The sequence below is a fragment of the Peribacillus sp. FSL R5-0717 genome, from assembly GCF_038002945.1.
In the GTDB taxonomy this organism is placed as follows: Bacteria; Bacillota; Bacilli; order Bacillales; family DSM-1321; genus Peribacillus; species Peribacillus frigoritolerans.
Genome location: NZ_JBBOOF010000001.1, coordinates 4,051,996 through 4,066,330, shown reverse-complemented (window position 1 = coordinate 4,066,330; position 14,335 = coordinate 4,051,996). Strand labels below are relative to the sequence as shown.

Genomic DNA, 14,335 nt, shown 5'->3' with positions numbered 1-14,335 from the left:
CATGATGATTTAATTTATTTAAATTTTATTATCAACAAAGTCCGCTTATAATACAAGAGAAAAGGAACGGAGTGAATATCCTTTGACGATCATTTTATTGCTTGCCATCAGTTTTGCAGCTTCCTTTGTCGGGACATTGGCCGGAAGCGGCGGTCTCAACGGCATGCCGTCCCTTCTTTTGATAGGCCTACCCATTCACCAGGTTATTGGATCAGTCAAATTTCCCATTATGTTTTCTTCTTTTTCTAGCTTATATATTTTACTCAAGAAAAAGCAGCTAAAATTGAAGGATGCCCTCCAGTTAATCCCATTTGCCCTTTTTGGTGGCTTATGCGGCGGTCTGCTTGCTAATTCATTCTCCGAGAAGGCAATGAATTTGTTAGCCATCTGCCTTTTGACTGTCGCTTTGATCATGAATTTCATCAAAAAACCGCAACCTTCCGATGAAACGGATTGGCATCTCCCAAAAAAAGTTTATCCATCCCTATTCGGAATCAGTGTCTATGACGGAATGTTCGGACCGGGACAGGCGACCATGCTCATGTATACCTTTTTAAGAAATGGCGCCACCTACCTTCAATCCCTGGCCTTTACTAGATTCCAAACTTTCATTAGCTGTACAGCTGCATTCATTACCTATTTCATGGCCGGTAACATTGCATGGGGGATTGCCATTTATTACACGATCGGTTCCCTGATCGGATCACGGCTGGCCTTGCGTGTGGCTCAAAAAATCTCCACTGGACAGTTGAGATTCATTTTACATTCGGTCACGATCGCATTGATTCAATTGGTCATCAGAGTTGCGTTTCCTTAAAACAAAGGCAAACTACATTAACGAGTCTGCCTTTTTCCTATGCCTTCTTATTCATCCTTATTCTTTCTTAGTCTCGTTAGAAACAGGAAGCTGATTACAGAGAAGACTAGAACAATGAGATAAATCGTCTGTAAAGACAATGTAAGTCCTTCCTGTAAAACATTTACCACATTTTCAGGAAGCGACGTGCGTTCTTCACTGTCCAACAATTTATTTGCCGTATCTATCGTCACTCCCGATCCGGCCGGCGCATGCTCGTTCAGATAAGCGTGAAGTCTCATATTCATGATTCCTCCAAGTAATGCAGCACCTACAGTATTTCCTAAATTACGCATGAACATATTGGAAGCCGTCGCAATACCCCTTCGTTCCCAGCTGACGTTTTTTTGAATGACGACAATGAATGAAGTAGAAGTCAAGCCCATGCCTACACCGACAAAGAAGGATCCCATGGCGGCAATAATGGGCCCAGCCTCCGGCTTCATCCATACTAGGATCAGACTCCCAAGGATCAATGAGCACCCTCCAAGAAGGGAGGTTGATTTAAATCCTATTTTCAACAATAACTTGCCTGACACCATAGATGCGATCGGCCAGCCAATTGACATGGCTGTCAAAGTAAAACCAGCTACCGTAGGCGAGCGCTCCATCACGCCCTGAACGAATGTGGGGAGGAAACTTGATAATCCAATCATCATCACCCCTGTCGTCAAGGATACTAGGTTCGCAATCAAAATGGAACGCTCCTGCCAGATTTCAAATGGCATCATCGGTTCGGCTGCTTTCTTTTCCTGAAGAATGAATAGGATAAAGGTGATGATGGCCACTAATGCCAAGGATATGACCGGAGCTGAAGTCCATGACCATTTCACTCCTCCTTCTACGAGCAGCACCATAAGAGTGGATATGGACAATGTCAATAGCGTTGCACCTAGGTAATCGATATCACGTTTTTTCTTTTCGATATTTTCATGAAGGAATAACCAAATTCCAATAAAAGATAGTACGCCCAAAGGAATATTGACCCAAAAGACAAGTTTCCAAGTCAGGGATTCAACAAGCAAGCCGCCCAATGCCGGTCCCATTACCGCTGAAATGCCCCAAACGCTCGAAAGATACCCTTGAACGCGTGCCCTCTCTTCATTTTTATAGATATCACCAATAATTGTCGAGGCTACAGGCGCTACAGCTCCCGCCCCAAAACCTTGTACAAAGCGATAAATGATGAGTTCCGTCATTGAATTGGAAAAGCCGCAAAGAAGGGAGCCGATTAAAAAGACAACGATTCCAAATAATAAGACGGGTTTTCTCCCGAGTATGTCCGATAGCTTTCCGTAGATTAAAACTGTTACGGCGTTCATTAACAAATAGCCTGAAAACACCCAGCTGTATAGTGAAAAACCACCTAAATCACTTACAATGGCCGGCATTGCCGTCGAAACGATCGTTCCTTCAATAGCATTCATAAACATCGCTAACATGATGGCAGCCAATATGAAGGGACGTTTCAATTTTTTATTCTGCACGCTTGCACTATCCATTGCATGGCCCAATTTTTGCATCCTCTCCTAATAGATCCTACCTGTTAATAGACTTCACCACTAACTGGATCAAATATGTAAAAAAACAAGAAAACTCGCCAACTGGCGAGTCTTGGGGTTAACCGTCATTTATGCCTTGCTTATTTATCAGGTGTATTTTGTTTAAATACTTTTTTCAAGATTGCCCTTCTTGTTAAGATGCCTTCAAATACATGTTCGTCATTCTCCACACAGACAAACGGATGATCAATCAACAATTCCACACCCTTGGTCAATGTATCTTCAATATGCAGGCGAGGTATTTCTATATTCATTATTTCAGAAACTTTTTTATGCTCAAGATTATCAAATTCAATTCGTTCCAGTCCCAAGATTGAATCGAGAATGACTGGTGTGCTAATTAAACCATGCAGTTTATACATCGGATCTAACACAGGAATGGCCGTATAACCGCTCTTTGTCAATACCAATAGTGCATGTTCTAAGTTATTGGTTACCTGCACGTGGGCCACGCGTTCAGAAGAAATCATTAAGTCTTTAACGCTGGATTCCAATAAATCCCCATCATGAGTACCGATCATGTTAAAACCCCTTACCATATGTTTTTATAAACAGCTCTTTCTATAGTTTAACATATGTAAGCAGAAAAGGCTCATTCCTAGACCAATAAAATCCCAATTGGCGGGATTCGTGAGAGACCCTTAGCCCTTACTAGTTTTGATGTTAACCTGTTTAAAACCGCATTCCGGGCATTGATAAATCACATTTTGGTTGGATTGTGCCGTTAATACATTTTCCATTTCCCTTTCCTCACCGCATTCCGGGCATATTACCATCGGATTTTTCATTTACATCCCTCCAACTAATAAGATGTCGTAAAAATCACTACTTCATTCAGTAAAAATTGGCCGGTTTTTCACAATAAAAAAGCCGCTTCCAATGGAAGGCGGCTTTTTGTGTTTTTTTAAGATTGAAGAAGATCAAAGATTTCAATGGTAATCATATCAATATTATCAAATTGATATTTTGATGATTTCCCTTTATCACTGTATACTTCAAGCTCGAACATTTCTGTTTTGCTGAAATATGTAACCTGGCACTTTTTCACACCATCTATTTCAAAAAAACGTTGAGCAGATTCAGATTCCTTCGCTTGCTCTTGAAGACTTTTCAATCTGGTAAGGATGCCCTGTAATTGAGACATACTCCCTCTCCTTTCTGAATAAAACCTTTTCGATAGGTTTCACTATACCATACTTTTCTATCCAGTAGCCACGCGGAAATAAATTCAGAATAATTTAAAACTTCATTCTTTACATGGCACTATTAACAGAATAAAATAAGGAATGGATTTTGTACATGAAAAATTTTCTGGGGGTAGATTCTGTTGCAAAACATTAGTGAGCTTGGTTTTCGAATTTCATTGATTGATGGTTTTGATTTGGATAGAAGAAATCGTACAGGAACATATGTAATTGCCGATGAGGACATCACCTTAGTCGAAACTTCCGCCAGCCCTTCCATCCCCCACTTAATGAAGGGGCTCGAACATTTGGGAATCGCCCTCGAAGATATTACATATATCATTCTTACCCATATTCATTTGGACCATGCAGGTGGAGCTGGACTTTTTTTACAGCATTGTCCGAATGCCAAAGTGATCGTCCATCCAAAAGGCGCAAGGCATCTAGAAGATCCAACGCGTTTGATCGCTGGGGCTAAAGCAGTCTATGGTGAAGAATTCAACAAGCTTTTCAATCCGATATTACCTATACCTTTTGAAAGAATGCTGATTAAACAAGATAGGGAATCCCTAAAAACAAGTGATACATCCATGTTGACCTTTTATGATACGCCAGGACACGCGAACCATCATTTAAGCATATACGATTCGGTTTCAAAAGGGATGTTTTCAGGTGACACCGTAGGCATCTATTATCGTGAACTCGATGAAGAAGGTTTGGAATTTTACTTACCGTCCACATCGCCAAACCAATTTAATCCCGACGCGATGCTTGCTGCAGCGGAATTGTATGAAAGCATTGGCGTCGAACGTATATATTTTGGCCATTACGGCGTATCGGAAAACCCTAAGGAAGTATATAAACAACTTCATTACTGGCTGCCTAAATTTGTGGAGACTGCCAAATCGGCATATAGGGAATATGCTAGCTTCGAGGATCAAGTGGCAGCAACCAGTAAAAATATTTTCACGGAAGTCGCTGTTCATTTAGGCGAAAAAGGAATCACTGCTGATCATCCAGTTTTTGAAATCATTGCCATGGACTTGAACGTTTGTTCCATGGGATTGATAGACTATCTTGTAAAACAGGAGAAAGATCGGTAAAACGATCCTTGAGGTTTATCCCTATTCAAATGTCTTGGCATTCTCTATAATGAAAAAGTACCTTACTAAAGCATATATGGAGGAATGAAATGAAAGACGTTACACTCTATACCCAACCTGATTGCCCTCCCTGCAAAATCATGAAAATGTTCTTTGATGATAATAATATAGTATACAAAGAAAAAGATATTAAAGCAGATGGGCATGCACGTAAAGAACTAACCAATAAATATGGGGCTTATTCCACACCAACGGTCGTCATCGATGGGAAAGCCATTATTGGTTTTGAATTGGACGAAATAAAAAAGGAATTGAATATATAATAAAAAGTCTAGAGAAGGCTGTGGCCTTCTCTAGACTTTTTCATTTCAGCTTCCTTTAAAATCCCCAATTCTATTTTCTGTTTTCATACTTTACATCCTTTACCTTCCAAGCGCCATTTTCCTTTTTCAAAGTAACTGCTTCTACATGTTTTTCCATCGATACAGGTCCGTCCCCATTGTCCTGGAATTCTTCCTGAACATAAATGACATCACCTTTATTCCCATATACAATTTCCGTATTCTTATCGTAACTGAAGAAAGGGATATAATACGGAGCGAAATCTGAACCAAATGCGGTATAACCGCCATCGACTTTCACTACATTCGCTTGGACGAACTTCTCGATGAAATCACCAGTGAAATGTTTTTCCAACTTCCCTTCAATCGCTTCCTTAGAACGTACTTCCTCACTGATCGAAACCTGATTCTCCATGGCATCATGTATTAAAGATAGTACTTCCTCTCTATGTAATTCCTCCGCTGAAGCAGTGACCCCCCCACTTAAAAATAAAAGGACGCTGGCAAGACATGCAACTAAATATTTACTCATTACAATCATCTCCTCGTTATAGAATTTCTCCTAATGATTCGGATTTTTTGCCTATGTCTTTCAATACCCGTCCAGATCAAAGCCAAACTACAAAAACACATTCTCCGTTAGACCTTGAAACCATCGCCCATTTTTCACAATAAAAAAGAAGATTTCATGATATTGAAATCTTCTTCTTACAACTATCGAAAAGCATAGTAAAAAATAAAACCGGCAACCAAAATCGTCCCAATAAAAAGAGAAACGAATATCGGGTTCTTTAAATAAGGATGTTCCTTAACTGAATCATCGATAGTCGAATCATAACTGGCTTTCACTTTCTGTGCCCTTGCTACAGAATAAGTATAAAAGAGCAGATATAACGCCATGACTGTAACGATAATGATTAGAATCCAGATGTACGTGCTCAAAATATGTCTCCTCCAAGCGCATCATTTCTGCTTATCGTTACACATTTAAAGCGATTATATTCATGAATCGTTTTTTATAATAGTGCTTCATTTTCATATAAATAACTATAAGAAAGATCACAGAAAATATATTCCTTATTATTCAGTGGATAGGAAAAGGTCCGAATGGTTTCCCCCGTTTCAATATCACTGTATAAATCGGATAACCTTCCTTTTTTCTCGTTACGCATCTTTACAATATTTTCGAGGAAATAAGGTCTCCAGCTCCAATTTTTATTCATATAACTCGGTTGGACCATCCATTGTCCGTCCTTATGGAGGATATTGGGGGATTTTTGATACCCCGCTTCATCACATATATATAGACGAAAACATATTGAATCCAATTTTTTCGCCAAAACTCCGAGAAACTCTTCATGGGAGCCGGCCCGCTTGTGCTGTTTTAAGAAGTTATGCATATTCTCGTTGAATTGCAAAGTCTTTTGATAAACGGCTTCAAGCTTCTTGGTCTCTAAAGAAATGAAGGACTGGCATTCTTGATGGAATTTTTCACGAAGTAAATCTTTATTAATGAATTCGCCTTCCGGTTTCGCCAAGAAATACCCTTGATAATATCGTCCCCCATTCTTCCATGCAAAGCGAAGCTGGTATTCAGACTCAATGTTCTCAAATAGTAAGTTGGCGCCGATTTTACGTGCTAGCATGCTTAAAGAAAACAGGATGACCTGATAGGCATCCCCACCTGAGATGCGAAGCTGGTCCAGGTTAACTTTTAAAATATTCGGAGAAATCTGTGCGATTCGGTCCAGTTGCGTATCTTGTCCTAAATGATCTAAAGCTATCTTAATCCCATATGTTTTAAAGTAAGCAAGCACATGCTGCAGAGGATCTATGTTTTCCGGACTGATCGTGTCTGATAATTCCAACACGATCCGGTGCATTTCCTCCGGTTGAAAATGACGGTGTAAAATCTCCATGAATTCTTCGCCATGATCCAGCATAAGCAAATTAGGATCTCTGTTGATAAAGATAAGAAAATCTTCACCATAGTCCTTTATTCTCTCCAAGGCAATTTCAAGTACGTAATTATCCACTTCCACCCTATACTCTTCCGGCACTGCAGAATCGTGAAAAAATGGGCCAAGGCTTTTATATTCAGATTGTTCCTCATAGCGCCCCAGAATTTCATACCCGATTACCTGATGTTGATCTGCACTGAAAATCGGTTGAAAGAATGGTGTCACCCTGTCTAAATTCTTTAATATCTTTTCTGTATCCATGATGCATCTTCCCCCTAATTACGAAAACACCAATATGCCAAAATTATACCATTAGTTTCTTGCATTGATAATAAATAATTTTAATTCCTACTGCATAACTCTTTTTTCAATACACTAAAATTCCCCATTCATCCTATCCATTTGAAAAGGAACACATTGAAAAGGCATTGCCCATAAATGGAACAATGCCTACCGTTTTTTATGGTTTGAACAATGAACGCTGATTTCCTCTCCAGGCACTCGCTTTCCGCGGGCGGTCCGGAAGCCTCCTCGGCATCTTTGCGCCTGCGGGGTCTCCCCTGGCCTCGCTTTTCCCGCAGGAGTCTCGTATCTTCCGTTCCAATCAACTTTGTTTAACTTTTAGATAGAACCCTTTGCCTAAAGGCTTCATGGTTTTAAATAGAATTAATAAAACTTGATGTGATTAGGATGCATATCTGTGTCATCATCAAGATATAAAAACTATATATGCTAACGTAAAGAAACGATTGAGCTTGTATCCGCAGATGCAAAAGAAAAGCATGGTATCCATTAAATACTTTAAGGGGACTTAAAAAATTGTCGATTGCTGCGATGCTTACTTTCGCTGCGATTAATTCAAAGAAACCGAAGGCATTGTCCATATATGGAACAATGCCTTCAGTCTGATCAGAAAGGGAAGAACCATGGTATCGTGATCACCATGATAACGCCAATGAAAATCTGTATGGATATCCCGATCATGATAAAATCTTTATGCTTGTAATCACCTGCCGTCATGACAAGCGCGTTGGTAGTGGCAACCCTTGGAGTGGATAACGCCAAACTGCCAGCAACGGCAAGGCATAGAAACACAGGAAGTGGATCGATTCCTTGATTAACCGCAGATGTCAGGGCGATGGGCGTCATGATAACCGTCGCGGCTCCATACGGGATGAATTGGCTCAGGATCAGTGTCAGGAGGTAAAAGACCGCTAAAATGCCGTGTGCTCCGATATTACTGAATAAAACGGCCAGCCAATCACTTATCATTCTCACTCCACCCGTATTATCCAATGCAGCCGTAATTCCGAACATGGCAGCTATCAATAGCACAGGTTCCCAGTTAATCTTTTGGTAAGCATCCTCCATCGAACGGACACAGCCAGTAACCACCATCAACAATGCAGCCGTCAATACCGACAGTACAGCAGGGACGGATTCCATCGATAAAAGAATGACCATCAAAGCAGTGATTCCCAAGGCAATCCACGCTTTGCCCTTGGAATTCACCGGAGAGCCATCTTCTGATGTACTCCCAATAACGATGACATCCTGCAAATCCGAGGAAATCCTTTCAATGTTCTCCCATTCTCCATGTATCAGGATTGCATCCCCCGGTTTCAGGCGTTCCGTTCCGACATCCGCTTGAATATATTCGCCATTCCGATTGATTGCCAGTACATTACATTGGTATTTCTCACGAAAATGGACATCTATCAAAGTTTGATTTTCATAATCCGAATTCGGGACGATCAATATTTCCGTCAATCCAAATCTACTGCTAAGAAAATGTTTCTTTATTTGTTCGGTATTGAAATGTTTAAATTCCAGTTCATAGTTAAGTGCCAATCTCTCAACTGCCTCTTCTTCTCCAAACACCAAAATGATATCTTCAGGGTGAAGAACCTCATCCGCCCTGGCTGAAATCGTCTGCTGCCTTTGCAACAGCGGCAGTTGCTTATCCTTTGGCTTCCGCTGGATTTCAATTAAAGTCAATTCATACTGAATAGGAAGCTGGAGGTCCGACAGCCTTTCCCCAACAATATCGGAAGTAGCGGGTATATGCAGATAATGCAATCGGTCATATACTTTGTACATGCCGGCAAGCTCCCCTGCCGACAGTCCCTTTACACTATTGTTCGCTGCAATGGTCTTCTCGGGAAGCAACAGGCGTCCGAGTGTCAACATGAAGAATAACCCTGCTGCAAAGGCGACTAAGCCCACAGGTGTAAAGTCAAAAAATGATAAATTCCCTATTCCATTTTGCCGTAATACATCAGCGACGATCATATTGGAGGGAGTACCCGTAAGTGTTAATAGCCCTCCAATACTGCTTGCATAGGCAAGGGGCAATAAATACCTTGTCGGACTTGTTTTTTGTTGTAAGGCCATGCTCATGACGAGCGGTAGCAGTATGGAAACAATTCCAGTTCCGCTTAAAAAAGCACTTAATATTCCTGCTGTCAGCATGACGATAAGCAGCGATTTCCATTCACTGCCCCCACATAAACCCAACAACTTGTTTCCTGCCTTTTCCACGATTCCTGTATTTAACAGGCCGGCACCGACTATAAATAGCCCAGCCAGCATGATGACCACTTGATTCGCAAAACCGGCCACTAGTTCATCCAATGAAAGAATCCCCAGTAACCCAAGAATGGATAGCGCACTAAGTGCAATTAAATCTGCTCGAAATTTTCCTTGTATAAAAAGCGCAATCGCGCATAGAAGTATAATCAGTGTAATAAACATTGGTTCGGTCATCATGTTACCTCCGTATAGATGTTCAATTTCAAACCGGATACGGTTTCATCAAACCCCAGTTTACATGTTTTTCATAAGCTTATAGAAGATATTTTCTTCAATTTATGTATATTGTTTGTTAGTATGAGGAAGTAACATTTTTATATTAGATAGGTTGATTAATTTGAATAAACCCATTTCCAGAAGAACATTCTTAAAGAAAAGTCTTGGTACTTTGGCTACCTTAACCGGTTTAGGTATTGGCGGAAACTATTATGCCCATAATTTGGAGCCGAAATGGTTGGAAACCAAGCATAAAATCATCAGCAATCCGCTTATCCCAAAAGGTTTTCATGGCATGAAAATGGTCCAATTCAGCGATACGCATTTAGGCTTTCAATTTCAGCTTAAGGATTTACAAGCAATTGTCAATAAGATAAACGAACTGGAACCTGATGTTATTTTATTTACTGGAGATTTAATGGACCAGCCTAATAAATACAAGGCTCACCAAAAAATCCCTCTCGTTTTGAATCAGCTCAAAGCGCCGCTTGGAAAATTCAGCATCTACGGTAACCATGATCATGGGGGATATGGCTCAGAAATTTACAGCGATATCATGGAAAAATCCCATTTTACCATGTTGCAAAATACCTCAGCTAAGATAACCTTATTAACGGCTGAAGAAATAATCATTGCCGGTGTTGATGATGCCATGCTAGGAAAGCCGGATTTTGAAAAAGCCCTTTTCGGCATCCCGAAAGAAGTGTTCACCATCATGCTTTCACATGCTCCTGACCTTGCCGACATATCAAGGACTTACGACATCCAGTATCAAATAAGCGGTCACAGTCATGGAGGTCAAGTGCAAATTCCCTTCGCCGGTGCCCTGGTAACTCCCCCATACGCTGAAAAGTACCGGGAAGGCACGTATGAAATCGATTCATTAACGTTACATGTTAATAGAGGCCTTGGCACTACCCGTCTCCCCTATCGTTTTCTTTCACGTCCGGAGTTAACTGTTTACGAATTCCAAGCCGAAAAATGATAGAAAAAGAACACAGGGGAAAACCGCCACACTTATTAACAAAACCTGTGCGGATAAAACAACTTGTTGCCATTAATCATTTGTAATCGACTCCTATGAATTATAGCATTAGATGTATATCTGAGAAAACCAGGTTTTTTTTACCAGTACCCATGCTAATTGCCATAAAGGTTATACCATACTTAAATAGCCACATAGGAAAGTGCCGATACAACCTAAAACAGACACCGTTATATAGATAAGGCAATCTATATAACGGTGTTTTCTTATAAGTTCAAGTGTTTCCATACTGAATGTTGAAAACGTCGTAAAAGCGCCAAGGAAACCTATCGTCAGAAAAACATGCAATGATAAAGCCCAGCTTTCTTTCACTGGCAACACCATTCCCAGCCCAAAGGATCCTATAAGATTAATCAGTAAAATGCTAACGGGTATCGAGACGGCTGGCAATAGCCTATTAAAAATAATCTGCAAGACATATCTAGAAGCTGCCCCAAAAAAGCCTCCTATAAAAACTGAAAGAACCTCAATCAAAGAGTCTCACCTCTCCGTTTTTCAAACATGCCCAGTCCAAGGAAACCAGCGGCCAAACCAAATAAAAGCGTGGCTCCAAGATACATTCCCGCCAATGGCAGAGAAGTCTGCAGGAGATTCACCACTTCCTGAGAAAATGTGGACATCGTGGTAAAACCGCCGCAAAACCCGCTGCCTAGCGCCAAAAAAACAAACGATTTCTTTTTCGAGGCGAAATACCCATTTATCATTCCAAGTAAAAAGCTGCCTACTATATTTATTAAGAGGGTTCCAAGCGGGAAGAAGGAATGGCCGGCAGACAAGATTACACAATAACGCAATATCGCTCCAGCCGCTCCTCCAAAACCGACTGCAAAAATGTTTTTAAACCGTTCCATCCAGGACACCCCAAATTTTTATCATAAGTAGCTTCATTATAACAGATTAAGATGAAACAGGCTCTTTTCTTAAAAAAATCCATACTATGTAAAGAATTTGAGAAAAGGAGGCTAATTATGCAAACACAGTATTTACCTTACTACCACTATCCACAGACCATAATGCTGCAGAACGATTACAGAAATGCATATGGGAATGAATATGGATCTGAATATTGGAATGACGAGCGCTTCTTTCCTTTCTTTCCGCTATTGGCTCCTGTAGCTTTTGTTGCAGGATTGGCAATTGGACCGTTGCTATTCAATAATCGTCCACCTGTCTATCCTCCATATCCTCCTCCATACCCGCCCGCCTACCCTCCTTACCCTGCTTATCCAGCGTACCCTCCCTATCAAGGCTTTCAGGGTTACCAGCAACAACAATTCGGCGCACAGGCTGGGGTATCTGAAAATATCAATATCTACACTCAATAAGAGTTGGACAGAAGGCGACATAAACGCCTTCTTTTTCTTGGACCAAAAGGGAGTCGGATTGAATTTTACTTCCCTATATATTTTGAAGTGGTATAATATGAAAATGAATAGATGGTAAAGTGTTGGGAAATGATGGTCATACCCTAGAGATGTACATGCTTAATTTTTTCACTATTTTCTGCCTAGTTGCACATACGTCCCTATTTCAACCAATATATAAAACAGGTTTTTCCTGAAGGAAGTCTGTATGTAACGTCCTTCTAACCTTATTAAGAAAAGGAGTTTCCACTGATGAACCAAACGAAAGGACATTCTGAAAGGGATGAGTTTTCGATAAACTCCCTTGCCCAAGCCGTGTTTATTGTCAATAAACATGCAAAGACTGCATTGGAGCCAAAGAATTTATATAATTTAAAACGGCTCGCATTAAGCAAGCTTATGCAAGAAGGAAAAGCGAAGAAGATTGGACTTCATTTCTCTGATAACCCTCGCTTTGCAGCACAACAATCCGATGTCATTGTCGAATGCGGATCATATGTTTTTCATTTACCTCCCACTAAGGAAGATTTGAAAAAACTACCCCACCTCGGCAGCCGGGCAGCCTCCATACGGAACCCTAAAGCCGCGTTGTCATTATCAAAGGCCAAACAGATCCTGCAATCTTACGTTGGACAAGCAGGTGAAAAACAACCGAACACAACCAATACCGAGAAAAGGGCCCACGGGCGCAAGTCGGTCAAGCAACCTTTTCACAATCCATTCCCATCCTCCTTTTTAGGAAAAGGTTCCAAGTATTGATCATTGATAAATCAAAAGGGCCGTGAGGTAATGCCTCATCGGCCCATTTTCACATTCATAATACCAATCTGTCTATCAACTGTATAAGCTCTTCAATTTCAGGCTTGCTGATTTGCGCGTCAGCCCCTACGACCTGACCTTTATGACGCAGGCTGTCAGTAATCAAAGAAGAGAAAATAATCACCTGCAGCCCAGCGAGTTCTCCGTTTTCCTTTATTCTTCTAGTCAAATGATGTCCATCCATCTGAGGCATCTCAATATCGGTAATCACCAGTTGCACTTCATCTTTAACCACTTTTCCTGATTCAATCAAATTCTCAAGATAATTAAATGCATCAAGTCCATTCTCATAAAACTCCAAGTACTTGAATCCTGCTTCTGACAATGTATCGAACAGCAGCTTTCTCAGTAATGGTGAATCTTCAGCAATCAGGATTCTCTTGTCAGAATTTTGCCGGATACCAAGCTTTTTTACCTGTTGGATGTTTATTCCTGATTCTGGATTGATTTCGACCACTATTTTTTCAAAATCGAGTAACAGTAACATTTCACTATTTAATTTTATTACTCCGATAATCTGACTTTCAAGGCCCTGATACATATCCGAGGGCTTTTCGATTTGGGACCAGGAAATACGGTGGATCTGTGTTACGGTATGGACATGGAAAACCACTTTTTGCTGATTGAATTCAGCCACTATGAATTTATCCTGCTCAGGAGTTTCAGATGGCGGAAGCCCTAAAGCATCCGCGACATTCACAACTGGCAGTACTTCTCCGTGAAGCTCGATGATCCCCTCCACATTTGGATGGGAATGAGGGACAAGCGTGATGGGGACTGGATTGATGATTTTTTTCACCTTAATTACGTTAATGCCGAATTTATTCTTTCCGAGACCGAATTCCACTATCTCAAGCTCATTCGTTCCACTTTCCAGTAATATTCCTTTATTTGCTTCCACGGTTTCATCTCGTCCTTCTGCTTTTTCATTTCAAAATTCCATTAATCATTAAACCGCTAGGAAAAATATCATGGTTTCATCAATGAACTCATACCTAATAATTCGGTTAAATAATTCTTTTGTTTAGAGCATGGATAAAAAAAATCCAGAAGTGATCATTTATTAAGGCTGTTTTCACAGACTTTGTTGCTATTTACCAGGTAGTGAGTTGTGGTTGATTTCCCCCTCCAGAGGCTCTCTTTCCGCGGGGCGGGCGGTGAGCCTCCTCGGCGTAAACGCCTGTGGGGTCTCACCTGTCCCGCTGCTCCCGCAGGAGTCTCGCACTTCCGCTCCAATCAACCTTAAATCGTTTCGTTTTAAAAACAACAATCTTTACGAAAAGAGCCTTTAT

General features: G+C 40.8%; 17 protein-coding genes and 1 pseudogene. 7 read left to right on the top strand and 11 right to left on the bottom strand.

Going from position 1 to position 14,335, the window contains the following annotated elements:
- The first annotated feature begins 82 nt into the window (after window positions 1-82).
- Window positions 83-817: a sulfite exporter TauE/SafE family protein gene (locus NYE65_RS19650; protein WP_340861501.1), complete on the top strand. Its 735-nt coding sequence runs from the start codon at window positions 83-85 to the stop codon at window positions 815-817.
- Window positions 818-864: 47 nt separating this feature from the next.
- On the opposite strand, the gene NYE65_RS19645 is transcribed toward NYE65_RS19650, so the two are convergent.
- The 4 genes from NYE65_RS19645 to NYE65_RS19630 form a co-directional block, all read right to left on the bottom strand.
- Window positions 865-2,379, bottom strand: coding sequence for an MDR family MFS transporter (locus NYE65_RS19645; protein ID WP_340861500.1), 1,515 nt, complete (start codon window positions 2,377-2,379; stop codon window positions 865-867).
- A gap of 119 nt (window positions 2,380-2,498) precedes the next feature.
- Complete coding sequence (gene cbpB / locus NYE65_RS19640) at window positions 2,499-2,939, bottom strand: cyclic-di-AMP-binding protein CbpB (protein WP_034314084.1); 441 nt, start codon at window positions 2,937-2,939, stop codon at window positions 2,499-2,501.
- A gap of 120 nt (window positions 2,940-3,059) precedes the next feature.
- On the bottom strand, window positions 3,060-3,206 hold the full coding sequence (locus tag NYE65_RS19635) for a hypothetical protein (RefSeq protein WP_094246583.1): 147 nt from the start codon (window positions 3,204-3,206) through the stop codon (window positions 3,060-3,062).
- Between the two features lie 116 nt (window positions 3,207-3,322).
- Window positions 3,323-3,562: a YkuJ family protein gene (locus NYE65_RS19630; protein ID WP_034314086.1), complete on the bottom strand. Its 240-nt coding sequence runs from the start codon at window positions 3,560-3,562 to the stop codon at window positions 3,323-3,325.
- A 183-nt stretch (window positions 3,563-3,745) separates the two neighbouring features.
- Here NYE65_RS19630 and NYE65_RS19625 point away from each other — a divergent pair, with 183 nt between their 5' ends.
- Window positions 3,746-4,705, top strand: coding sequence for an MBL fold metallo-hydrolase (locus tag NYE65_RS19625; RefSeq protein WP_340861499.1), 960 nt, complete (start codon window positions 3,746-3,748; stop codon window positions 4,703-4,705).
- Between the two features lie 89 nt (window positions 4,706-4,794).
- The gene (locus tag NYE65_RS19620; protein WP_034314090.1) at window positions 4,795-5,028 is read left to right on the top strand and encodes a glutaredoxin family protein; all 234 of its coding nucleotides are present in this window, start codon (window positions 4,795-4,797) and stop codon (window positions 5,026-5,028) included.
- A 70-nt stretch (window positions 5,029-5,098) separates the two neighbouring features.
- Here NYE65_RS19620 and NYE65_RS19615 read toward each other — a convergent pair whose 3' ends face one another.
- The 3 genes from NYE65_RS19615 to NYE65_RS19605 form a co-directional block, all read right to left on the bottom strand.
- Window positions 5,099-5,578: a DUF3993 domain-containing protein gene (locus NYE65_RS19615; protein WP_328178326.1), complete on the bottom strand. Its 480-nt coding sequence runs from the start codon at window positions 5,576-5,578 to the stop codon at window positions 5,099-5,101.
- Window positions 5,579-5,760: 182 nt separating this feature from the next.
- Window positions 5,761-5,988, bottom strand: coding sequence for a hypothetical protein (locus NYE65_RS19610; RefSeq protein ID WP_034314096.1), 228 nt, complete (start codon window positions 5,986-5,988; stop codon window positions 5,761-5,763).
- A gap of 74 nt (window positions 5,989-6,062) precedes the next feature.
- Complete coding sequence (locus NYE65_RS19605) at window positions 6,063-7,268, bottom strand: EAL domain-containing protein (RefSeq protein ID WP_057279015.1); 1,206 nt, start codon at window positions 7,266-7,268, stop codon at window positions 6,063-6,065.
- 434 nt (window positions 7,269-7,702) lie between these two features.
- On the opposite strand from NYE65_RS19605, the pseudogene NYE65_RS19600 reads away from it, so the two are divergent.
- Window positions 7,703-7,916 (top strand): annotated as a pseudogene (locus tag NYE65_RS19600) (transposase); the annotation flags it as partial.
- On the opposite strand, the gene NYE65_RS19595 reads toward NYE65_RS19600, so the two are convergent.
- Window positions 7,917-9,773: an SLC13 family permease gene (locus tag NYE65_RS19595; RefSeq protein ID WP_063576951.1), complete on the bottom strand. Its 1,857-nt coding sequence runs from the start codon at window positions 9,771-9,773 to the stop codon at window positions 7,917-7,919.
- A 163-nt stretch (window positions 9,774-9,936) separates the two neighbouring features.
- On the opposite strand from NYE65_RS19595, the gene NYE65_RS19590 reads away from it, so the two are divergent.
- Window positions 9,937-10,800 carry a metallophosphoesterase gene (locus NYE65_RS19590; protein WP_328178327.1) on the top strand — a complete coding sequence of 288 codons (864 nt, stop codon included), beginning with the start codon at window positions 9,937-9,939 and terminating at the stop codon, window positions 10,798-10,800.
- Window positions 10,801-10,971: 171 nt separating this feature from the next.
- Here NYE65_RS19590 and crcB read toward each other — a convergent pair whose 3' ends face one another.
- Window positions 10,972-11,334 carry a fluoride efflux transporter CrcB gene (gene crcB, locus NYE65_RS19585; protein ID WP_340861498.1) on the bottom strand — a complete coding sequence of 121 codons (363 nt, stop codon included), beginning with the start codon at window positions 11,332-11,334 and terminating at the stop codon, window positions 10,972-10,974.
- The gene (locus NYE65_RS19580; protein WP_283867413.1) at window positions 11,331-11,711 is read right to left on the bottom strand and encodes a fluoride efflux transporter FluC; all 381 of its coding nucleotides are present in this window, start codon (window positions 11,709-11,711) and stop codon (window positions 11,331-11,333) included. The genes crcB and NYE65_RS19580 overlap by 4 nt, the downstream gene beginning before the upstream one ends.
- Window positions 11,712-11,873: 162 nt before the next feature.
- Between NYE65_RS19580 and NYE65_RS19575 the strand changes: the two genes are divergently transcribed.
- Together NYE65_RS19575 and NYE65_RS19570 are read left to right on the top strand one after the other, a co-directional pair.
- Window positions 11,874-12,185 (top strand): hypothetical protein, encoded by a 312-nt coding sequence (locus tag NYE65_RS19575; protein WP_371748521.1) that lies wholly within the window; start codon window positions 11,874-11,876, stop codon window positions 12,183-12,185.
- A gap of 291 nt (window positions 12,186-12,476) precedes the next feature.
- Complete coding sequence (locus NYE65_RS19570) at window positions 12,477-12,983, top strand: YkyB family protein (protein WP_052137475.1); 507 nt, start codon at window positions 12,477-12,479, stop codon at window positions 12,981-12,983.
- 55 nt (window positions 12,984-13,038) lie between these two features.
- On the opposite strand, the gene NYE65_RS19565 is transcribed toward NYE65_RS19570, so the two are convergent.
- Window positions 13,039-13,944, bottom strand: a complete 906-nt coding sequence (locus NYE65_RS19565) for a chemotaxis protein (protein ID WP_340861497.1) — start codon at window positions 13,942-13,944, stop codon at window positions 13,039-13,041.
- Between the last annotated feature and the right edge of the window lie 391 nt (window positions 13,945-14,335).

Excerpts from the sequence above, each read along its gene's own strand:
- NYE65_RS19620 (WP_034314090.1), top strand. The coding sequence starts at position 4,795 with ATGAAAGACGTTACACTCTATACCCAACCTGATTGCCCTCCCTGCAAA.
- cbpB (WP_034314084.1), bottom strand. The coding sequence starts at position 2,939 with ATGATCGGTACTCATGATGGGGATTTATTGGAATCCAGCGTTAAAGAC.
- NYE65_RS19605 (WP_057279015.1), bottom strand. The coding sequence starts at position 7,268 with ATGGATACAGAAAAGATATTAAAGAATTTAGACAGGGTGACACCATTC.
- NYE65_RS19595 (WP_063576951.1), bottom strand. The coding sequence starts at position 9,773 with ATGACCGAACCAATGTTTATTACACTGATTATACTTCTATGCGCGATT.
- NYE65_RS19615 (WP_328178326.1), bottom strand. The coding sequence starts at position 5,578 with ATGAGTAAATATTTAGTTGCATGTCTTGCCAGCGTCCTTTTATTTTTA.
- NYE65_RS19570 (WP_052137475.1), top strand. The coding sequence starts at position 12,477 with ATGAACCAAACGAAAGGACATTCTGAAAGGGATGAGTTTTCGATAAAC.
- NYE65_RS19580 (WP_283867413.1), bottom strand. The coding sequence starts at position 11,711 with ATGGAACGGTTTAAAAACATTTTTGCAGTCGGTTTTGGAGGAGCGGCT.
- NYE65_RS19635 (WP_094246583.1), bottom strand. The coding sequence starts at position 3,206 with ATGAAAAATCCGATGGTAATATGCCCGGAATGCGGTGAGGAAAGGGAA.
- NYE65_RS19630 (WP_034314086.1), bottom strand. The coding sequence starts at position 3,562 with ATGTCTCAATTACAGGGCATCCTTACCAGATTGAAAAGTCTTCAAGAG.
- NYE65_RS19645 (WP_340861500.1), bottom strand. The coding sequence starts at position 2,379 with ATGCAAAAATTGGGCCATGCAATGGATAGTGCAAGCGTGCAGAATAAA.
- NYE65_RS19575 (WP_371748521.1), top strand. The coding sequence starts at position 11,874 with ATGCTGCAGAACGATTACAGAAATGCATATGGGAATGAATATGGATCT.